The sequence below is a fragment of the Pseudoalteromonas sp. BMB genome (assembly GCF_001709235.1).
Taxonomy (GTDB): Bacteria; Pseudomonadota; Gammaproteobacteria; order Enterobacterales; family Alteromonadaceae; genus Pseudoalteromonas; species Pseudoalteromonas maricaloris.
On record NZ_MBQA01000209.1, the window covers coordinates 1 to 21198 of the forward strand.

Below are 21198 nucleotides of genomic sequence, written 5' to 3' on the forward strand. Positions count from 1 at the left end.
CTTATACAGATCTCAGGTTATTTAAATAGTCTAGTTTTTTGCTTGGTTATTGTCACCAATATGTTCCTGCATCAAAGCAGGCCACTTAATTTATCTGTTAGTATTGGTTTGTAGCCATTACCAACAGATAAATATAGAAACGATCTACAAATAGAATGAAAAGCGGTTTACCTGTTTATGGACAAGCACCAAGGAAAGCGAATAACTCATCTCCGCTACGGTCATAATATCTGTGTATACATTGTTGGCCATCCCCACCTCGGCCGCTTCCTCCATTTGGGGAAACTAGAGGAGTATTATTGAAGCTAGGACCAGATCCAGTTGGAGCGCCATCTGGGGAATAAACCACCTTTGGAAGAGTCTCATCTAGTGCAGCGGCAAGACAGGAACTTACTTCTGACGCGTGCGTGAAGTTCGCACTTAGACTTGCAAGTGTTAACCCCTCAAACCTTGTTCTCGATGTGTCCAAAGTGAGCTCAATAACACCTCCAGATTTTAGGGAGATAACATAACCAACTTGGTTTTCGGCATGGGGAACATCACTATCAGAGACATATCTAGTCACTGCTGAGTTAGACTGTGCCAGGTGCTCAAAAGAGCCTTGCATGCCAACTGAGCCTGCGCCAGCGGTAAAACCTACAGAAGTGAATCGTGATAAAGTATATGAACTGCGGTTCACCGCACTACTATCATATTTCTGCTGAGCGGTTCTTTGTACTTTTGAAAAAGCGCTGCTACTTCTGGAGGCTTTGAAAGCTGCGTAAGAAGGGGAGTTAGTGCAAGAGTTTAAAGCCAAGCTTTCATTGCTATTTAGACTGAGGGAGGTTAAAAGATCAAGAGATAATGTAGATTCTACCTGCTGTACAGCGTCTTGAATATTTTTTGAAGCATTAATAGCGTGTTGTAGCATTAAATTAACATCACTGGGAAGGTTATTTATTGGTTCCACATATCTCTGCATATCTTCATAAGCTCCACCTTGAAAATTATATCCATGAGAGAAGCCGTATACTGCTCCTGTTGCTAAATTTTTAACTACAATACGTCTAGTACTTGCGCTACATACGTCTTCCCAGGGGCCAGTTGGACCTCTACTACAGTTGACAACGGGTTCGAAGCTTCTTGCAATTACCTTGGCCTCAGAATAGTTGCAGTTGGTACATATTTTTGCATCATAGAAAGCTGTGTTTGGATCAAAAGCTGTACTGTTATACGATACAAAAAGTATTCCTGCAGTGATTAATATATTTTTAATATTCATTTTCATCTTCCTTAATGTATAAAACGATAGTTTACCTACCGCAAAATAAAACAAGTATATTATGCTGTTTGATTCTTGATTCTTGATTCGATTCTTGATTCTTGATTCTTGAACGCTAGTCCTTGTTGCAGGTAAATTCAACTAATAAGCATAAGTTAAAGTATATTTAAGGAAAGGAAGGTAGGTGGTAACTCGCCTACCTACATGCAGACTATTTTTCATTCAGCCAAATTGCGGCTTGTTTTGCAAAGTAAGTCAAAATGCCATCTGCACCAGCACGCTTAAATGCTAGCAGAGACTCCAGTACAACAGGCTTCTCGGCCAACCAACCGTTATCAATCGCGGCCTTATGCATGGCGTATTCACCGCTGACTTGGTAAGCAAATGTTGGTACTCCAAACTCATCTTTAACGCGTCTGACAACATCTAGGTATGGCATACCTGGCTTTACCATCACCATATCTGCACCTTCTTGTAAGTCCAAAGCCACTTCACGTAATGCTTCGTCAGAATTAGCAGGATCCATTTGATAGGTTTTCTTGTCTGCACCTTTTAGGTTGCCTGCAGAGCCAATCGCGTCGCGGAAAGGGCCATAATAACTCGATGCATACTTGGCAGAGTACGCCATGATACGAGTATGGATAAAACCGCACTCTTCAAGTGCTTCACGAACAGCGCCAATTCGGCCATCCATCATGTCGGAAGGGGCGACGATATCGGCACCTGCCTCTGCATGCGAAAGCGCTTGTTTGACTAGTACTTCCACGGTTTCTTCATTCATGACATAACCATCTTCATCTAAGATACCGTCTTGACCGTGGACTGTGAATGGGTCTAATGCAACATCGGTGATCACACCAAGCTCAGGACATGCTGCTTTAATAGCACGTACCGCTCTTTGTGCAATCCCTTCAGGGTTGTATGCTTCCTCAGCTAGTAACGATTTTTGTTCCGCCGGTGTTACTGGGAATAAGGCGATGGCAGGAACCCCTAGCTCTACTAGTTGCTTGGCTTCCTCAACTAATAGATCAATAGATAAACGCTCAATACCTGGCATTGATGGGATAGCTTCACGCTTAGATTCACCATCCAATACAAATACTGGATAGATTAAGTCATTAACCGTTAGCGTGCTTTCGCTCATTAGACGTCTTGAAAAGTCATCGCGACGCATTCTGCGCATGCGAGTTAGGGGGAAAAGATCGAGTCCTGATTGAGCCACGTTAGTTCTCCTGATTGGGTTTGAAAGTAACAACACGATTACGACCTTGCTGTTTTGCTTGATACAAGGCTTTGTCCGCATTGTCAGTGTAAAGCTGTGGGTTATGTGGATCGCTAACCACTGCACTATAAACGCCTGCACTGGTGGTCAACTTAAGCGTATCTTCACCAAATTTGATATTGAGATCTGCTGTAGCCACTCTCAGGCGTTCAGCTACTCCGACAGCACCTTCTTCTGGGGTGTTTGGTAGTAGCAAAATAAACTCTTCACCACCATAGCGGAACACTTCATCATGTGGTCGCCGCAAGTGTGATTTTATTAAGTTGGCAAATTCGCAAATTGCTTGATCACCAGCCAAGTGACCATATTTGTCGTTAATTTTTTTGAAGTGATCGATATCAAAAATAACAAGGCTCAATACTGTCTGCTCTCGTCTTGAACGACGTACTTCCATCTGTAAACGCTTGTCGAAATAGCGCCGGTTCTTCACTTTTGTGAGTGGATCTTCCATGTTCATGCGCTCCAGCTCTCGGTTTTTATCCTCAAGTTCCCTTAATGTGACTTGAAGCTCAAAAGTGCGTTCCTCAATGTTGGACTCTAAGTCGTACTGGGCCTGTTCTTGTAGTTTAAGCTTTTCTTTTAATAGGGCATCTTCAGCTTGAGTATGAGCTAGCCGTTGCTGTTGCTTGGCCAGCTTTTCATCTCTTTGAAATATATATAGACGTATGAGTAGGTAACTCAGCAACGTGGCTTCAACGACAAAAATACCAAAGTAACCCAAATGGTTCAAAAAGCTGCCGGACTGAACCCCCAGCTCAACCGTAAACTGGTAGCTAATTACGATAAAGTGGCAGAGCGCGATTGCGATTAAGATATTTCGGCTCTTGTGGTTAACACGAGCGAGCGTATAGATAATCAATACAGAGACAATAAAGCTGATGCCAAGCGCTAGCAGGAGAGACTGAGAAACAGGTAAAAAAGCAATGAGCAGAAACAAGCACAATGTCGCTAGAATGGCCTTTCTTTTCGTCAGCTTTGGGTGCGCAAGCAATGACTTTCCTGAGCAATAACTCAAAGCGGGCAACAGCAGTGCGCTGAGCAATAACATCATCATGCCTTGACCATACTGTTGAAACCACTGCCATGAAGAGTAAAAATAGCGATAACCAAAGCCATAGATATGTGCATTGAAAAGCCATACTGTAGCGATAAACAAAGTGGCACATAAAAAGTAACCTTTTTTTGTAACACAATAGAGTGTGGCATTGGTTAGGGCGAGTGCTAGTACAAAGCCTGCTAAAATTCCAAAAATAAGATTAAATTTACTCTTAAATTGGAGGTATTCATTCGGCTCCCAAATTGCAAGAGGAGCCGTGATAACCCCCTCATCACTGATCTGTAAGTATAAATGGCTTCGCGTTTGTGGCTGCAGCTCAAGCGGAACAACTAGAGATTCGTACTTTAGTGGTCGCTTAATCAGTGGCAAGGCATCGCCCATATCTAAGCTGAATATTGGATGGTTCGGCCTGACATGATAGGCAGTTACCGCATCGATGAGATTATTGTTTATACTTACCAATACTGGTGTGAGCGAGTTATTGGTATTGTGCAGCGCTATTTTTAACCATAAGTACTTCGCTACAGGTCTAAGGCCTGTGGGGATTTGGGTGCTGCTATGCCATTCGACAGGAGCCGCAAGCAGTTCGTTTAACGATGCATATTTACTCAGTGTGTAACTTAGCTTTACTTGGTGTTCTACCTTAAATGACTCTGAAATAGTGACGGCAGAAAATACAGCAGAGCTGTATATCAATATAAGTAAAGACAACACAATGCGCATTACTGGCTTTACCTCACAAACAACTGTTTAAAATTAGCCGAAGTCGTGCTCATCACTTCCGTGACAGGACATTGTTTTAGGTGTGCAATTTGCTCAGCCACATAAGATAAATACATTGGTTCATTGCGGCGAGACTTGGGTTTTGGGCTAATTGTTCTTGGTAGTAGGTAGGGCGCATCAGTTTCCAACAGTAATCGGTCTAGGGGGATGTATTGGATTAGATCTTGTAGTGCTTGGCCTCTACGTTCATCGCAAACCCAACCTGTTATGCCTATCATTAACCCATAGTCCAAGTAACGTCGTAGTGCGTTATGGTCACCAGTAAAACAGTGTAGTACTCCATGAACGTTAACTTCTTGCAGCAACGAAAATAGCGCATCGTGCGCGTCTCTTTCATGTAGATACACTGGATAATCAATAGCTTCTGCTAACTGCAGTTGCGTCAAGCACACGCTTTGTTGTATCGGCCTTGGTGAAAAGTCGCGATTAAAGTCCAAGCCACATTCACCAACAGCAATAGCTCTGTCACTACTTTTTAAAAGAGTGAGGAGATCATCGTAGAGCGTGTCAGTTGCATCTTTTGCGTCGTGAGGGTGGACACCTGCTGTACAATAAAGCTGGTATTGCTCAGCGAGTGAAATACTTTGTTCGCTGCTTGTTAAATCGCAGCCAATGGCGAGCATAGATGCTATGCCAGCGTTTTTGGCTCTAGCAATTACCTCGGCCAAATCGGATGAAAATTGCGAGCTGGTGAGGTTTACACCAGCATCGAACATCGTGTTCATCAGTTAACTCGTTTAACTCGCGTTGTACGGTTTGAGCCCGCTTTCTTCATTAAAAACGAGCCAAAAGACGCGCGTTCAATAATTAATGTGTCTCCTTCATTGGCGAAAAAAGTTTCTGAAGAAACTTGCCGCCATACTTGACCATTGTCCAAGGTGAATACCATTTTATCGCGGCCTTGAGTGGTTGTTTTAACGAGTTTAGCTGTAATTTCTTCGATTTCTTCGCTTGCCGCTTTAACTTTATGCTCTAAACCAAAGCCATCTTCTTTCAACTCTACTTTTTTTTCATTGCGCGCTGTGTTTATTTTATCTTTGTTTATGGGCGCTTTGCTTGAATGTGTTTCAGTGATTGGTTTATTAGCAATCACATTGTCGTAACACATGAGTCGTTTAAAATCATTTTCAATCAGAGTACAAGCTTGTAGCGCCTGCGTATTTATCGGCTCTGCGGCGCATAAAGAGGAAAATCCTAGTGCGAACAGTATCATGGTTTTTTTCATTGTTCTGACTCCTGTTGTTGTGGTTTAGCGCTGTAAAATCTGGCTAGAATGAGCCCCAACTCAAACAAGAGTAGCATAGGTAACGCTAATAAAGTTTGAGATAGAACATCTGGTGGAGTTAAAAACATTGCGATGACAAAAGCACCAACGACAACATAAGGTCGTTTCTCTTTTAAGCTCGCAGGGGTTGTCATGCCACTCCAACATATAAGCATAATGGCGACTGGAATTTCAAAGGCGATGCCAAAAGCAAAAAATAGCTTAAGAATAAAGCCAAGGTAACTGCTAATATCCGGTGACAATGTCATCATTTCTGGCCCCACACTGGTAAAAAAGCCAAGTATGATAGGCATGACAACAAAATAGCAAAATGCTATGCCGCCATAAAATAGCAGCACACTAGAAAGTAATATAGGAATGAGCATACGTTTTTCGTGTTTATATAAACCGGGTGCGATAAAGCCCCACACCTGATGCAAAATAAAAGGCACAGCGGCAAATAGTGACACAAAAAGCGTTAATTTAAAGGGAGCAAAAAACGGCGCTGTAACATCTGTAGCGATCATGGTTGTGTTGCTAGGCAAGCTATTGACAAGCGGTGCTGCAACGAAGGCATAGATGTCATTGGCGAAGTACACCAAAGCAACAAAGATAACGAAAACGCTCAATAACGCTCTCATTAAGCGGTTTCTTAACTCAACAAGGTGAGCTATAAATCCACTTTGGGCTGATTCTGTCATGTAACTTGACTCGTACGAATATAATTCCAGTTAGATATAACAAAAAGAGCGGCTGGGCGTCTAATTACCCAAAGCTAGCCTTTGACTGAACTATCTAACTGCTAGATTAATTAGTCTTTGTTTTTATTATTTTCGGTTGATTTATAAGAATGTCTGACTGATTCAGCCGCATCTTGTAATTCTTGAACGGATTGCTTGAGTTCGGGGGCCAAATCTTGCATTCCCTGTTGTTCCGCTTTCTTCAAGTTATTATGTAGCTCGTGAACACGTAATTCTTCACTCACTTCAGCCTTGACTGAATTGGCGACAGATTTTACCGTTTTTATCCATCTTGCTACGGTGCGGATTGCAACGGGAAGACGTTCAGGGCCAAGTACAATTAGGCCAACGATAAGAACGACCACTAACTCCCACATACCCATGTTGAATTACACCTTATCTTTTTCTTTCTCTGATACCGATTGTGCTTGCTCAGTTGTTGTATTTTTTAACTTTTCTGGCTCAGCGTCGGTCGCAGTTTGCTCATCCGATACCGCCTTTTTAAAGCCTTTAACTGCACCACCCAAATCACTACCAATACCACGTAGTTTTTTAGTTCCAAATAACAAAACAATGATGGCTAAAATAATAAGTAATTGCCAAATACTGATCCCACCGAATCCCATAATAACTCCATTGATACTTACTGCTTATGAATAATGATTATACGCCTAGCGAGCAAAAAATCACCCTGTTTTACGCCATGCGCCAATAAATACTAGCACGGCAATAATCGCAAGTAGGCTACTTGCGACAGGCTTGTCAAAAATAAAGCTCAATCCCGATATAATTGCAAAACTGCTCGCTGCTAAGCCCAATAATAGAGGCTTAGTCGCAGTATCTGCTTTTTGTGTGACAGTTGGAGGTGGGCGGCGCTTGAGATTTTGGTAAATTAAGTCTGGCAGTTCAGGCATTTTTTCAGCCCAAAATGGTAAGTTTGCATATAGCTTTTTCGCCACCGCGAGTGGGCCAACTTGTTCTTGCACCCAATGCTCTAAAAAAGGTTTGGCCGTTTTCCACAGGTCTAACTGCGGATAAAGCTGGCGCCCTAGGCCTTCTACATACAGCAGGGTTTTTTGCAATAATACTAGCTGTGGTTGTACTTCCATATTGAACCGTCTTGCCGTATTAAACAAATTTACTAGCACATGACCAAAAGAGATTTCTGCAAGCGGTTTGTTAAAAATGGGTTCGCATACAGTGCGAATGGCAAACTCAAACTCTTCTACGCAGGTATCTGCCGGAACCCACCCAGAATCCACATGAAGCTGTGCAACCTGACGATAATCACGATTAAAAAAGGCGATAAAGTTTTCGGCCAAATAGCGTTTATCTTCACGGTTTAAGGTGCCAACTATGCCGCAATCTATGCCAATATACTTAGGGTTATGAGGATTTTCACGAGAGACAAAAATATTGCCAGGATGCATATCCGCATGGAAAAAACTGTCACGGAATACCTGTGTGAAAAAGACTTCCACACCGCGCTCGGCTAGCAATTTCATATTGGTGCCTTGCGCTAACAAGGCTTCGGTGTCTGAAACCGGAATACCGTAGATGCGTTCCATCACCAGCACGTTTTTACGTGAATAATCACTATATACCTCAGGGATATACAGTGAATCTGAGTCTTCAAAGTTGCGTCTGAGTTGAATTGCGTTCGCGCCTTCTCGCATCAAGTCTAGCTCGTCGAGTAAGGTTTTTTTGTATTCCCTAACAACTTCCACTGGGCGCAGGCGTTTTCCTTCGCTGAGTAAGTTGACAACGATTTTAGCGAAACGCTCCATTAAAGAGAGGTCTGCATGGATTTGTTTCTCGATATCGGGACGAATAACTTTGATCACGACATCTTTCAACTCATCTTTGTGTTGTAGCTTGGCTGCATGTACTTGCGCTATCGAGGCTGAAGCCAGCGGTTTTGATTCAAATTCAGCAAAGTATTCATGAATATTGTCGATTTCTAGCGCTTGCTCAATGAGCTTTTGTGCCATCGCGGGGTCAAATGGTTGAACTTGATCCTGCAAAAATGCAAGTTCTTCAGCAATATCTGGTGGTAGTAAATCTCGACGGGTCGAAAGCATCTGGCCGAACTTGATCCACACCGGCCCCAAAGTTTGTAGTGCCAGACGTAGGCGTGTGCCTACTGGTTTGTCTTTATGTTTGTTGCGCAGCCAAAACAAACTCGCTCGAGCGAGTTTACCGTACCAAGGCTGCTTATGCGCAGGGACGATTTCGTCTAAACCATAGGTTAAAAATGTTTTGGTGATCTGATGCAAGCGAAGTAAAGACAACCTAATTTCCTTTGTTCTGCTGAAGTAATGCGCTGAGGCGTTGATTTAAGCTTTCGACTTGATTGTTTAATGTTCTCACTTGCTGCTTAAACTGTTGAAACTCGAGCGGGTGAGGCGCAACCTTCAACTCATCTTGAAATAACCCAGTTAGGGTTGCCTTGGCTACCTGTCCATCTTGCTTTGCGCGATGCGCTAACTTATGAAAGGTATCTACGGCAACTTGTGCGGGCCCATCACCGACATATTTGGCGAGGTGTTCCGCCCAATCAATCTCAAGTGTTGCTAATGCATTACTATATAGTTGTGCGAGCGCCAAATCCCCTTCAAGATCGAGCTTATCTTGACGGATAAGCGCAGTGAGTTGGCTTGGATCTTTGAGCTCAAGCAAGGTTGGTAAATCGGCACTAATTGAGCAATCGGCTTCGCCATCAAAAGGACATAAAACGTGAATGTTAATGCCTGTGTAAGTCACAGCTAAACAAGTATTTTGATCTCGAATATCAACACTGAGCACTTTGTGTTGGCCTTTACTTAGCACATGCTTTAGCTCAGGTGAGAGTTTAAGGCCTTTGTTTAAAGCCGTCTCAAGTACGGCGCCAAGTAATGAAGCTAACACAGCAACTCCTAGAATTTAAAGCCGCGATGAAGGGCGACGATGCCTCCGGTCATATTTTGGTAGTCAGTTTGTTCAAAACCGGCTTCATCCATCATGGATTTTAGCGTTTCTTGATCTGGGTGCATGCGAATAGATTCTGCAAGGTAGCGATAAGACTCACTGTCATTTGCAACTAATTTGCCCATTGCAGGTAATAGTGTAAATGAATACATATCATATAGCTTTGCCAGCGCCTCGTTATCTGTCTTTGAAAATTCAAGTACCAGTAAGCGTCCACCTGGCTTTAGTACTCTGTACATTGAGCGCAATGCTTTATCTTTATCAGTTACGTTACGTAAACCAAAGGCAATAGTGATGACATCAAAAGTATTATCGTCAAATGGCAGCATTTCTGCGTTCATTTGAACGTATTCAATATTGCCAACAAGTCCCGAGTCGCGTAATTTTTCGCGGCCTACTTTAAGCATTGAGTCGTTAATATCACCTAAAACAACTTGTCCTTTATCACCAACTAATTCGCTAAATCTTGCGGTTAAATCACCCGTACCGCCAGCAAGATCAAGTACTTTGTGACCAGCGCGTACACCTGAGCAGGCAATAGTTTGACGCTTCCACAAACGATGGATACCGAATGACATCAGATCATTCATGATGTCGTATTTTGCAGCTACAGAATGAAATACGTCTGCAACCATAGAGGCTTTTTTGTCGGTCTCGACTGTTTTGTATCCAAAGTGGGTAGTATTGTCTTGTGACTCTTTCATGTGGGTTCCATCATTACTCTGCAACTATGGTTGCTAGTGTACTTGATTGGTAGCCGTAGGTGCAATTTCTTATCCGTGTTGTATTGTTGAAAATGCAAACAAAAGAGGATATTGCGGATCAGTGACTAATATAACAGTGTTGGCCGAGAGAATGTGCTTTCTGTGCAGCGTAACCTGCGCGTTTTGCCAACATATTAAAGTCTTGCTCTGGTGCAAGTTGGGCTATCCCAAGGGCCAGAGACACATTAGGTAATGGAATTTTCCCTTTCGCGCTGACAAACTTTAATCGCTCAACACCTTTACGCACTTTTTCCGCGATAACACTCGCGGTATCTAAATCTACATCGGCAAGGATAACCGTGAATTCTTTTTTACCTGTGCGACCAGGTAAGCCGCTTTCAATGACATAACGTTTGATATTATTGGCGATACGATTAAGCACAACTTCACCCACAACATCACCAAACCGCGTTGAAAACTCGTCAAGGTTATCAACTTGAATAGAAAGCGCACAGACGGATTTTTGCTGCGATTGCCATAGGGACACTTTTTGATGAAGATAGTGACGCTTATAAAGACCCGTTTGTGGGTCTAATAAGTGTTGTTTACGCAAGTCGAGTAGTAACTTTTGATTACGTTCATAATCTAAACGCGATTTTATTAACGCTTGTTTAAATTGTTTGTGCTGTTTTAGCAATAGCTCAGTTTGTTTGGTGAGTGTTGATAGTGCGCGCTTACTCTTTTGAATGTTGTGTTCATCTAAATTATGTACACATTGACTGACTTGTTGGGCAAAGCGAATAACCTGCTTTTGTGAGGTTTCTGCATTTTCGTGTAATTCAGTCACCAAAGAATCAACACCTTCAAGCAATTCAGATTGTGTTTTTTGACCTTGATCTAAAAATTGGTAGTAGAGTTGCTCAATGAATACGCAGTCTATTTTTGTGTGCGCTTTGATGGCTTTGTTGATGGCACAGTCGAGATCTTTATTTGTGGCACTAATATGGGTATAAGCAACCTGATAATTTAAAGGCGTAGGCGGCAAATGATGTTGCTCTAAAAACAGGCACACCTGTGTCATTTTTTCTTGGGCAACAGCCATGGGATCATGGAACATCATTTCATTTACCACAACAATTAATTATCAAACGTTAATGAACTACCACCAGCTCCTTCGGTGTAACTCTTGTCCTAATTGCACTAGACCTACATTAATCTGTATCGTCCGAATTTAAAAGTAAAAAATTTGTCTTTGAAATAGAAAATTTACATTTTTTTGTTGAATTGCTGATTTTCTCATCAATTTTTACTAGGTTGAGTAAATTGTATTCGATCTGAGATATTCGTGATTCTGTCGAATTAAGTTGCATCTGTTACGGGACTCTCCTACTTTGACTAGCAGAAAGTTCATTTCACCATAACAAAGCTCAGAGCGATGGATAATCATTATTTTTTGGCTATTTTACCGCGAACTGAGTAACAACAAAGTATTGAGGAAGTCAGCGTGTTATCACCAAAATTAAAGCTGTGGACTAAACGTTCAAGCGTCGCCGTTTATTTAACTGTCGCTTTATCTGGTTGTGCTATTACCGGAACTGACAATAACGCTGAGTTTACTCAAATAGCGGGCAGCGTTATGAAATTTAGAAGTGATAACAATGCCTATGGTCGCAGTGATACAAAAGCAGAGTTTCTGCTACCAAACCTCAGTGCAGAAAAGTTGGCGACTACAAATCAGCAGCGTCTACAGTTTTTGGCTCAGCTCGATAATATCGACACTTCAGCGCTAAGTGAGGAAAATCAAATCAATCTCACTATTTTGCGTGCACAAGTGCAAAACAGCGTCGATGAATATCGTTTTCATAGCCACTATGTGCCGCTCACCTCGGAATACGGCTTTCATTCCGGTCTGTCTTTTATGATCTCGAGTCATGACTTTAAGAAACGTGCTGGTTACGAGCTATATTTGGCACGTTTGCAGCAGGTTCCACGCTATTTTAAGCAAAATATCGACTGGATGAAAGAAGGTATGGCGGTTGGCCTGACTCAGCCGAAAGCGGTGCTTGAAGGTTATGAAAGTTCTATCGAAGCTTATATCGTTGATGATGTGACAAAATCCGAGTTTTATGGCCCGTTTACGCAAAACCAAGCGGGTTTGCCTGATACCGAATTTAAAGCACTGCAACAGCGTGCCAAAAAGATTATTAAAGGCGATGTGATCGCAGCGTATCAAGATTACCTTAATTTCTTTGTCAATGAGTATCGTCCTGCGGCGAGAACTGAAATTGGAATTTCTTCGACACCAAATGGTGAGGCGTTTTATGCGAATCGAGCGAAATACTATACCACCACGAATATGACGCCTAAGGAGATCCACGAACTTGGTCTCAAAGAGGTGGCTCGGATCCGTGCGGAGATGGAAAAAATTATTAAAAAAGTAGGCTTTAAGGGATCTTTTGCCGACTTTGTGCAGTTCTTAAGAACCGATCCACAGTTTTATGCTAAAACCCCCGAAGCGTTACTTAAAGAAGCTGCATATATAGCAAAGAAGATGGATGCTCAGCTACCTAAGCTATTCCATACATTACCAAGAAAGCCATACGGTGTCGCCCCAGTACCTGCGAGTATTGCGCCTAAATATACGACTGGGCGTTATTCGGGGGCACGCAGTGATACTGATGCAGGTTATTATTGGGTAAATACCTACGCGCTGGATAAGCGCCCGTTGTACGTATTAGAAGCATTGACTCTACATGAGGCCGTGCCTGGTCACCATTTGCAGATCTCCTTGAATGCCGAGCTTGATTACCTACCGGAATATCGTCGTAACGAATATATTTCAGCCTTTGGTGAAGGGTGGGGCTTATACTCTGAGTTTTTGGGTATCGAAGCGGGGTTTTATCAAGACCCTTACAGTGACTTTGGTCGTCTAACCTACGAGATGTGGCGAGCGGCTCGTTTGGTTGTAGACACCGGCATGCATATGTTTGGTTGGAGCCGCGAACGAGCGATGAACTTTATGAAAGACAACACTGCCTTGTCCTTACATAATGTTAAAACGGAGACTGATCGTTATATCTCGTGGCCAGCTCAAGCACTGTCATACAAAATTGGTGAACTAACCATTAAGCGGCTACGTCGCAAAGCGGAAAAAGCACTGGGTGATCAATTTGATATCCGTGAATTTCACCACCAAATCTTACGTCATGGCTCTGTGCCATTATTTGTGCTTGAAGAGCAAATCGACAAATATATTGAAACCACGATGAATCAAGCGCGTAAGTAATCGAGATTATCCCTCTAATAAAAAAGCCCAAAGTAGTAACCTTGGGCTTTTATCATTTTATTAGCCTAAGCTAGTTTAGTTTACAAAACTAATTATTAGCTGGTACACATCATCGGTCGTTCGGCATTTATTGGCATTAATGATGAGCTGTTCACCTAAGTGTAGTGCTCGCTGTTGTACCGCTAAGCGCGCGTCTTCATCTTCAATCGCATCAATGTCTGCAACATGTGCGAGACCAATGGTGCGGCGGATCAATTCACACCCACAATAACCAACCGCGTCTTGCAGTACCTTGGTGAGGAAGTATTCCGCATAGCCATCTGCTTGCAATGAGAGATCGCGTGTTTGTGTTTTCGCCAGTTCAAGCCAAGTGGCATAGAAGTTAGATAGGGTGGTGGCGATATTATCGAGTAAATACACCTGCATATTTCGACGTTTTGGCAGAGCGTTAATACGAGCATGTTGGGCACAGTAGTTAAGCAGTAAATTGCCGATAAATGAGCCTAAATCAAAGCCAATGGGGCCAAAAAAGCCAAACTCTGGATCGATTAGCTTAGTGTGCTCGGCGTCGACGAAAATACTGCCAGTATGGACATCACCGTGAAGTAAAGTTTCTGGTGCATTGAGAAATTGGGCTTTGAGTTTTGCCACTTCAACTAATAACGTCTTATTTTTTCTCAGTATTTCCACAGATGATTGCAACGCCTCTGGAAAGTTGTTTCTTTCAGCATCGCGGTATGGGTCGTCAAAGAATAAATCTTCTGTGATAGCGCACAGCTCAGGATTAGTAAACTCGGTGACTAGGGCTTTTTTTTCACTCGGTGTTAAGTAAAAACTTGAGTGGTAAAAGCTGGTTTTTGCTAGATAATTTGCGACGTCTTTGCTGAGTCTTGTAAAGGTATTCGCTTGGTTTAATTCACCGCGTAAAATGCGTAGATGACCGAGATCTTCCAGCACGGTTAGTGCTAACTCCGTATTATGGTGCAACACTTTTGCTGTGGTATCTGGGCAGATCTCACCATGGCGTTGTAATACACTGGCTTCAATTCTGGCTCTGTCTAACGTCAGTGGCCAGCTTTCACCCACACATCGAGCGTAAGGCAAAGCTTGCTTGACGATGATGCTATTTTCTTGCGTATCTTGCACGCGGAAAACCAAATTCAGATTGCCATCACCAAACTCATAACAAGATAAGCTTGCATCTTTATCAAAGAAGCTTCCTAAATTAGTAATGTAATCAATAACTTTTTTTGCATCAAATTCAATGTAGCTCGACATGTTTCTGCACCTTGTGGATTTTTGCTATTAGCATTCTATATTTTTAAATGTTTAGATGTCTATACTTCTTTAGATCTTGATGTAAAATATCATTAGTACACTTTGAAAGAGCGGGATGTCATGAAAACCTTAATTGCACGTAGTCTTAAATTCGAATCGGGTGTGGTACAGGTATTGGATCAATACTTACTGCCACATCAACAGGTGTGGCATGAATGCCGCGACGTTGCGACGATGAGCGAGCTCATTCTGACACTTAAGGTTCGCGGCGCTCCGCTTATCGGTTTAGCGGCAAGTTTGTTAATTGGTTATCTCGCCGAACAGGGAGAAGATAAAGACACAATCGCCCGTTCGATAGATGAACTTGAAGCCACGCGCCCTACTGCGGTGAATTTAATGCACTGCATGGCGAAATTGCGTGAAGCGTTGCAAGCGATTGACTGGCAACAACAAGTGATCACAACCGCTGAACAGTTATTTGAAGAAGACACTGCGCTATGTGACCGTATGGCAAACATAGGTGCGGAGCTTGTGAATGCGGGAGACAATATTCTTACCCACTGTAATACTGGCGCGCTGGCAACGGCAGGTGTAGGCACCGCACTTGGCGTAATTCATCATGCTGCAAAACAACATGGTGACATTCATGTTTGGGTTGATGAGACCAGGCCACTGTTACAAGGTGGTAGGCTTACTGCGTTCGAGCTAGATACATGGCAAATCCCATACACGCTAATCTGTGACAATATGGCTGCGAGTTTAATGGCGGCGGGTAAAGTCGATAAAATCTTTGTGGGTGCAGATAGGATTGCGGCAAACGGTGATTTTGCGAATAAAGTCGGCACTTATAATCTCGCGGTGTTAGCCCATTTCCATAATATTCCTTTTTATGTGGTTGCCCCGATCACAACATTAGATAGCAGCTGTCCAAATGGCGCAGCCATTCCAATAGAACAACGCGCCAAAAGCGAAGTAACAGGTGTCAGTGGTAGTTTTGGTGATTGCCAATGGGCACCCAACAATGCTGAGGTATACAACCCTGCATTCGATGTTACGCCAGCGAGTTTGATCACCGGATGGGTGTTGGATACGGGGTTGTTTACGGGTGATGAGGTTGCCCAAGGTGTATTTTCACAAAGTTAAACATTTGTAATTACTTGAACTACTCGTATATCCAAAATCTTGTTAAAATGTCCCCATTTTGTGTTTCGATATAAATGGAGAAAGTAAAACAGGATGAAGAAGTTTATTGCTTTGATGCTGTTGCCCTTAGCTGCTAAGGCATTCGCTAAACAGGAAATACCACTAGAGTCGTTTAGTAAAGGTAGTGAGTTTTCTGATGTGAAGATATCACCTAACGGAGAATATCTTAGTTTTATCACTAAAAGAGAAGGTAAAAACACATTAGGTTTTTTACAACTTGATAAATTCAAACTGATTCATGCCGTGCGATTCAATGACAATGCTCAAATCGGCCGCTATGAATGGGTGAATGATGATCGCGTGGTATTAGAAAAGGAATATATAAGAGGCTGGAAAGATCACCCTGAGTTTCATGGAGAGTTATTCGGCGTAAATGTAGATGGAAGCCGTGGTAAGTATTTGGTGGGTTACCAAGGTGAGGGACAAACGGGTTCTCGTTTGCGCAAAGCTACCCCGCTGTATGGCACATCTTACATTCTTGACCCTTTGGTCAATGACGAAGACAAGATGTTGATTGTGACCTATCCTTGGACTGGCTCGAAAGAGCCTACTACACGAGTTTACGAGGTCAACGTTCACACTGGTGTTAGGCGCAAAGTGACAAACTCCCCAAGAAAAATGGGGCGCTTTTTGACTGATCACCAAGGAGAGGTTCGCGCCGTCGCATCTGAGGATGATGATGGCAATTCATTTGTCTATATTCGCAAAAATGCGAATGCAGAGTGGACTGAACTTACGCTAGAAAATGACTTAGATGATTTCTGGATGCATGGATTCGATAAAACTGGAACGTCAGTTTATCTTTCAGCATCTACGTCTGGTGAGCCCATGGCCTTCTATAAACTAGGCTTAGAAAGCAAAAAACTTACTCATGTTTTTCAAGATAAAGTGGTTGATCCAACAAAAGTATGGATAGATCCGATTGATAAATCCCCTTTCGCTATTGAACTAGACCCCGGATATCCTACCTATGCATTTATTGATGAAAGTGCTGATTGGAGTCAACGCCTAAAGTCTCTGATAGCCTCGATCCCTGGAAATCAAATACGTATTGTAAGTAGCACGAGAGATGGTGGACAAGTGGTTGTATTCGCAAGCAGCGATACCAATCCTGGGGATTACTACCTTTATGATAGTAAAGCCAACAAGATGAAATATCTTGCGTCTGCAAGAGGCTGGATTAAACCAAATCAAATGTCTACAGTCGAGCCTGTTAAATTCACAAGCCGTGATGGACTCACTATTCATGGATATCTAACAACACCAATAAACGCAGAAAAGAAAAACCTTCCTCTGATTGTTATGCCTCATGGTGGACCTCATGGGCCAAGAGATTATTGGCAGTTTGACCCTGAGGTACAAATGCTAGCGAGCAGAGGAATGGCCGTATTACAAGTTAACTTCCGAGGCTCTGGTGGTTATGGAGATGCATTTGAAGTACTTGGCTACCAAAAGTGGGGCAAGGAAATTCAATATGACATCATCGATGGAACCCGTGACTTAATCTCCAAAGGTATCGTCGATAAAAAGCGGATTTGTATTATGGGGGCAAGTTTTGGCGGTTATTCTGCATTGCAAAGCGCAATATTAGAACCCGACTTATTCCAATGCGCAGTCGGTGTTGTTGGTGTATACGATTTACCACTGATGTTTGAAGAAGGTGATGTTGCTCAGCGTAGCTCAGGGGTCGCATATTTAGAACGTGTACTTGGTACCGATGAGAAACAGTTAAAGGCATTTTCTCCAAGCTATAATGTCGATAAGCTTAAGGTTCCTGTCCTTATCGTACATGGTGGTGAGGACCAAAGAGCGCCAATTGAACAAGCGGAATCTTTAATTGATGCACTGAAAAAGGCTGATAAGTCTTATCAGTATTACTTACTTGAAGATGAAGGGCATGGTTTCTATAAACCTGAACATCGTCTGAAATACTTTAAGAAAGTGCTCGCATTCCTAGAAGAACCTCTGCAGTTATAGTTTTTAAATACAGCAATAGCCAGTAATTGATGCTGGCTATTTTACTTCATTACAAATACCTTCAATACTTCCTGACTCAAACGGAGCAAGTCGACTATCGAGTTCTGCCGCCGTTAAATTTTTATCAAAAGCTCAGGCAATTGACTCGTATTGTCGTGACTAAGCGTATAAAACGCTACGCCAACGCTCTTATCGCTGCCTAGCATTTCACTCTTTGTAGCTCGAAAGACTAAAAAATAATTCCATTATATTTCTAATTTATTGATTTTAATGCTAATAAAAATAAATAAATTCATGATGACTCGATAAGCGACTTAAATTTTTTTGGCTTGTAATCTTGTTGCCAACAACGGGGAACGCTGAACGCTTCTAGCTTTGTTCCATACGAGATAAACGCCAAATTATAAAATAAATGTAAGGATTTTTTATGCTTTTAAACAAAGTTGCAATCGCAGTCATAATGGCCGCAACATTGAACGGTTGTAGTCAATTTCAATCTTCTGATGCATCAAAGTACGCTGGTGCAACATTAGTGGAACAAAAAAACATCGAGGGCGGTGATATTGGGATCGCTTATCAAAAGTTTGAACTCGATAACGGTTTGACAGTTATTCTTCATGAAGATCATTCAGACCCTTTAGTTCATGTAGATGTAACTTACCATGTTGGATCTGCACGTGAAGAAATGGGCAAATCAGGATTTGCACATTTATTTGAGCATATGATGTTCCAAGGATCAAAGCATGTAGCCGACGAAGAGCACTTTAAAATAGTGACGGAAGCCGGTGGTAAGTTAAATGCAACAACCAGTACAGACAGAACAAATTACTTCCAAACAGTGCCAGTGAATCAATTGGAGAAGATGCTTTGGTTAGAAGCGGACCGTATGGGGTTCTTTGCTCAAGGTATTACTCAAGAAAAGTTTGAGATACAACGCGCCGCGGTAAAAAATGAGCGCATGATGCGATACGACAACGTCCCTTATGGGCAGGCTTTTGAAAAGCTGCATCAGGCATTATATGACTATGGTCATCCTTATTCATGGATGCCGATTGGCTATATGTCTGATTTAAATCGTGCGAATTCAAATGACTTGAAAGCCTTTTTCAAACGTTGGTATGGACCTAATAATGCGACGTTGACAATTGGTGGGGCAGTATCTCCAGATGAAGTTTTACCACTAGTGCAGAAATACTTTGGCTCTATTCCAAAGGGGGAAGCTGTTTCGGATGCGGCAAAGCAACCTGGTACACTAGCTGCGTCTCGTTATGTCTCGTATGAAGATAATGTATCACTGCCGATGCTTAGAAAAGTCTACCCAACGGTTTATATGGGGCATAAAGACGAAGCTGCATTAGATGCGATTGGTTATTTTGCTGGGCAAGGTGAAAGCTCAGTGTTATATCGCGAATTGGTTGATACACAAAAGGCGGTAGCGGCATTTGCATGGCATCAATGCTTTGAACTATCTTGTCAAATGGCTTTTGGTGCACTTCCTCATCCGGTGAGTGGTGAGACACTGACTAGCTTAGATAAGCGCATTGATGAGTTAGTTGCAGACTATATTCAAAATAAAATTACCCAAGAAGATGTTGATCTTTTTATCACTAAAAGAGAAGCAGAGATTGTGAGAGCGCTGCAAAGCGTGGAGGGTAAAGTTTCTATGCTGGCTAAATTTGAGACTTTCCATGAGAATCCTGGTTTCCTAACCCAACAGCTTGCAAATGTTAAAGCATTGAAAGTTGGAGATATAAAACGGGTATTTGAGCAATATATCGCTAATAAGGCGAATGTTGTATTGAGTATTGTACCAAAAGGAAAGCCAGAACTTATCGCCCAACAAGACAATTATACGCCGAAGTTCTATGAGCCTAAAACAACCGAGGAAGTACGAGACGAAGTACAACTTCCCTCAATTACAGATAGTTTTGATCGCAGCATTAAACCACAGGCAGGTGTTGCAAAGGCAATTACATTGCCAGACTTATGGCAAGTTAAAACTGATAATGGCATAGACGTATTAGGAGCGTTTGATACTGAAACGCCAACCACAACATTGCTACTTCAGATCCCTGCTGGTCGTTTATATGACCCTGAAAATAAAGCAGGGGTCGCACTTTTAACGGTGGAAATGTTGGGTCAAGCTACAACACAGAGTACGCCGTCAGAGCTGGCACAGCAATTGGCAAAATTAGGTGCTGAGATCACATTCGAAGCGAAGTCTGAATATATTGAGATTAAGCTATCCACATTAAGTAAGAACTTAACCGCGACACTAGATATCTTGTCAGAAAAGTTGTTACAACCAAAGTTTTCGGAGTCGGACTTCGCGCGAGTTAAAAGCACGGTTTCAGAATATAGTAAATCTGAACGCGATAGCGCAAAATTTCTGGCAGATATCGCATTATCGCAGGTGATGTATCAAGAAGGAAACTATAGTAAACCCTGGTTGCCGTCTCAAGCTGAGCTTGCGACTATTGAACTTGCAGATGTTAAATCGTTTTATGCGCAGCAGATTCTTCCACAAGGAAGTAAGTTATCAATCGTATCCGATGTTGCACAGTCGAAACTGATGTCGGCCTTGACTAGTGCGTTATCACAGTGGCAGGGAAAAGGTGAGCTGGACATGGCGCTTCCTAAATTTGCTGCCCTCGATAGTAATATCGTGTATTTGGTACATAAAGAGAATGCACCTCAGGTCCAGATCCGTGTTGCACGCCATGCCGCTGCGGAAGATTTAGCTGCGGAGCACTTTAAAAGTCAAATCATGAACTTTGCCTTCTCTGGCAGCTTTAACAGTCGCGTGAATCAAAACCTGCGTGAAAGCAAAGGATATACGTATGGTATCGGCGGACGCTTCTCTGGATATGGTGATGCCGGTCAGTTTGTTCTCGCTTCTGGCATTAATGCAGCGAACGTTGCTGATGCGCTGACAGAAATCCAACAAGAGTTTAGCAAGATTAATGAGTACGGATTAACTGATGAAGAAATTCAATTCACAAGAAATTCAATCGCGCAAAGAGATGCGCTGAAATACGAAACACCAGCGGCAAAATTAAACTTCTTTGCGATGATGCATGCCCATAATGTTGATGCCGATATTGTTGATGTCCGAGCTAAAATAATTGAAACAGTTGGCAAGAAGGAGCTTAATCAGCTGGCGAACAAGTACTTTACTCCAGCCGAGATGACTTATGTGGTAGTTGGTGACGCCAACACGCTAAGCAAGCAGCTTGAGGCTAAAGGTTTCACTGTAAAGCAATTAACTATTCAGTAGATTAGTGTAATAGAAAGGATCCCAACCGTGGCGAGCTTATAGAGTTTGCCACTTTCCGTTGCAAACCTACCTGTCAGTAAGAAACTCAATTATCGAGCATCTATAGTGGCTTAAGTAAA

At 42.4% G+C, this 21198-nt stretch carries 17 protein-coding genes; 4 read left to right on the forward strand and 13 right to left on the reverse strand.

Annotated elements, in window-relative coordinates; translation table 11 throughout:
- Positions 1-175 precede the first annotated feature (175 nt).
- The 12 genes from BB427_RS21755 to BB427_RS21810 all read right to left on the reverse strand — a co-directional run bounded on the left by BB427_RS21755 (position 176) and on the right by BB427_RS21810 (position 11178).
- Positions 176-1261, reverse strand: coding sequence for a hypothetical protein (locus tag BB427_RS21755; protein WP_069023240.1), 1086 nt, complete (start codon positions 1259-1261; stop codon positions 176-178).
- A 211-nt stretch (positions 1262-1472) separates the two neighbouring features.
- Entirely contained in the window at positions 1473-2483 is a 1011-nt protein-coding gene (hemB, locus tag BB427_RS21760) for a porphobilinogen synthase (RefSeq protein ID WP_026001016.1), read from the reverse strand.
- Between the two features lies 1 nt (position 2484).
- Positions 2485-4323, reverse strand: a complete 1839-nt coding sequence (locus BB427_RS21765; protein ID WP_069023242.1) for a sensor domain-containing diguanylate cyclase — start codon at positions 4321-4323, stop codon at positions 2485-2487.
- Between the two features lie 8 nt (positions 4324-4331).
- Positions 4332-5108: a TatD family hydrolase gene (locus BB427_RS21770; protein ID WP_069023244.1), complete on the reverse strand. Its 777-nt coding sequence runs from the start codon at positions 5106-5108 to the stop codon at positions 4332-4334.
- Entirely contained in the window at positions 5108-5608 is a 501-nt protein-coding gene (locus BB427_RS21775; protein ID WP_045987829.1) for a hypothetical protein, read from the reverse strand. The genes BB427_RS21770 and BB427_RS21775 overlap by 1 nt, the downstream gene beginning before the upstream one ends.
- Entirely contained in the window at positions 5605-6348 is a 744-nt protein-coding gene (gene tatC / locus BB427_RS21780) for a twin-arginine translocase subunit TatC (RefSeq protein ID WP_010376474.1), read from the reverse strand. The genes BB427_RS21775 and tatC overlap by 4 nt, the downstream gene beginning before the upstream one ends.
- 110 nt (positions 6349-6458) lie before the next feature.
- A complete protein-coding gene (gene tatB / locus BB427_RS21785) occupies positions 6459-6770 on the reverse strand; it encodes a Sec-independent protein translocase protein TatB (protein WP_010376473.1) in 312 nt (103 codons plus the stop codon).
- A gap of 6 nt (positions 6771-6776) precedes the next feature.
- A complete protein-coding gene (gene tatA / locus BB427_RS21790) occupies positions 6777-7013 on the reverse strand; it encodes a Sec-independent protein translocase subunit TatA (protein WP_069023245.1) in 237 nt (78 codons plus the stop codon).
- 60 nt (positions 7014-7073) lie between these two features.
- A complete protein-coding gene (gene ubiB / locus BB427_RS21795; RefSeq protein ID WP_010376468.1) occupies positions 7074-8678 on the reverse strand; it encodes a ubiquinone biosynthesis regulatory protein kinase UbiB in 1605 nt (534 codons plus the stop codon).
- A gap of 1 nt (position 8679) precedes the next feature.
- Positions 8680-9294: a ubiquinone biosynthesis accessory factor UbiJ gene (locus BB427_RS21800; RefSeq protein WP_069023248.1), complete on the reverse strand. Its 615-nt coding sequence runs from the start codon at positions 9292-9294 to the stop codon at positions 8680-8682.
- 8 nt (positions 9295-9302) lie between these two features.
- The gene (ubiE, locus tag BB427_RS21805; RefSeq protein ID WP_010376465.1) at positions 9303-10058 is read right to left on the reverse strand and encodes a bifunctional demethylmenaquinone methyltransferase/2-methoxy-6-polyprenyl-1,4-benzoquinol methylase UbiE; all 756 of its coding nucleotides are present in this window, start codon (positions 10056-10058) and stop codon (positions 9303-9305) included.
- Between the two features lie 118 nt (positions 10059-10176).
- Positions 10177-11178 (reverse strand): GGDEF domain-containing protein, encoded by a 1002-nt coding sequence (locus BB427_RS21810; RefSeq protein ID WP_069023250.1) that lies wholly within the window; start codon positions 11176-11178, stop codon positions 10177-10179.
- Positions 11179-11562: 384 nt separating this feature from the next.
- Between BB427_RS21810 and BB427_RS21815 the strand changes: the two genes are divergently transcribed.
- A complete protein-coding gene (locus tag BB427_RS21815; protein WP_069023252.1) occupies positions 11563-13344 on the forward strand; it encodes a DUF885 domain-containing protein in 1782 nt (593 codons plus the stop codon).
- Positions 13345-13419: 75 nt separating this feature from the next.
- Here BB427_RS21815 and mtnK read toward each other — a convergent pair whose 3' ends face one another.
- The gene (gene mtnK / locus BB427_RS21820) at positions 13420-14622 is read right to left on the reverse strand and encodes an S-methyl-5-thioribose kinase (RefSeq protein ID WP_069023253.1); all 1203 of its coding nucleotides are present in this window, start codon (positions 14620-14622) and stop codon (positions 13420-13422) included.
- A gap of 120 nt (positions 14623-14742) precedes the next feature.
- On the opposite strand from mtnK, the gene mtnA reads away from it, so the two are divergent.
- From mtnA to BB427_RS21835, 3 genes are all read left to right on the forward strand, one after another.
- Complete coding sequence (mtnA, locus tag BB427_RS21825; protein WP_069023255.1) at positions 14743-15765, forward strand: S-methyl-5-thioribose-1-phosphate isomerase; 1023 nt, start codon at positions 14743-14745, stop codon at positions 15763-15765.
- A gap of 93 nt (positions 15766-15858) precedes the next feature.
- Positions 15859-17802, forward strand: coding sequence for an alpha/beta hydrolase family protein (locus BB427_RS21830; protein ID WP_069023256.1), 1944 nt, complete (start codon positions 15859-15861; stop codon positions 17800-17802).
- A 427-nt stretch (positions 17803-18229) separates the two neighbouring features.
- Complete coding sequence (locus tag BB427_RS21835; RefSeq protein ID WP_069023258.1) at positions 18230-21079, forward strand: M16 family metallopeptidase; 2850 nt, start codon at positions 18230-18232, stop codon at positions 21077-21079.
- Positions 21080-21198: the final 119 nt, after the last annotated feature.

Coding starts and splice junctions, on each gene's coding strand:
- BB427_RS21755 (WP_069023240.1), bottom strand. CDS start 1,261: ATGAATATTAAAAATATATTAATCACTGCAGGAATACTTTTTGTATCG.
- BB427_RS21765 (WP_069023242.1), bottom strand. CDS start 4,323: ATGCGCATTGTGTTGTCTTTACTTATATTGATATACAGCTCTGCTGTA.
- BB427_RS21770 (WP_069023244.1), bottom strand. CDS start 5,108: ATGAACACGATGTTCGATGCTGGTGTAAACCTCACCAGCTCGCAATTT.
- BB427_RS21775 (WP_045987829.1), bottom strand. CDS start 5,608: ATGAAAAAAACCATGATACTGTTCGCACTAGGATTTTCCTCTTTATGC.
- tatC (WP_010376474.1), bottom strand. CDS start 6,348: ATGACAGAATCAGCCCAAAGTGGATTTATAGCTCACCTTGTTGAGTTA.
- tatB (WP_010376473.1), bottom strand. CDS start 6,770: ATGGGTATGTGGGAGTTAGTGGTCGTTCTTATCGTTGGCCTAATTGTA.
- tatA (WP_069023245.1), bottom strand. CDS start 7,013: ATGGGATTCGGTGGGATCAGTATTTGGCAATTACTTATTATTTTAGCC.
- ubiE (WP_010376465.1), bottom strand. CDS start 10,058: ATGAAAGAGTCACAAGACAATACTACCCACTTTGGATACAAAACAGTC.
- BB427_RS21810 (WP_069023250.1), bottom strand. CDS start 11,178: ATGATGTTCCATGATCCCATGGCTGTTGCCCAAGAAAAAATGACACAG.
- mtnK (WP_069023253.1), bottom strand. CDS start 14,622: ATGTCGAGCTACATTGAATTTGATGCAAAAAAAGTTATTGATTACATT.
- mtnA (WP_069023255.1), top strand. CDS start 14,743: ATGAAAACCTTAATTGCACGTAGTCTTAAATTCGAATCGGGTGTGGTA.
- BB427_RS21830 (WP_069023256.1), top strand. CDS start 15,859: ATGAAGAAGTTTATTGCTTTGATGCTGTTGCCCTTAGCTGCTAAGGCA.
- BB427_RS21835 (WP_069023258.1), top strand. CDS start 18,230: ATGCTTTTAAACAAAGTTGCAATCGCAGTCATAATGGCCGCAACATTG.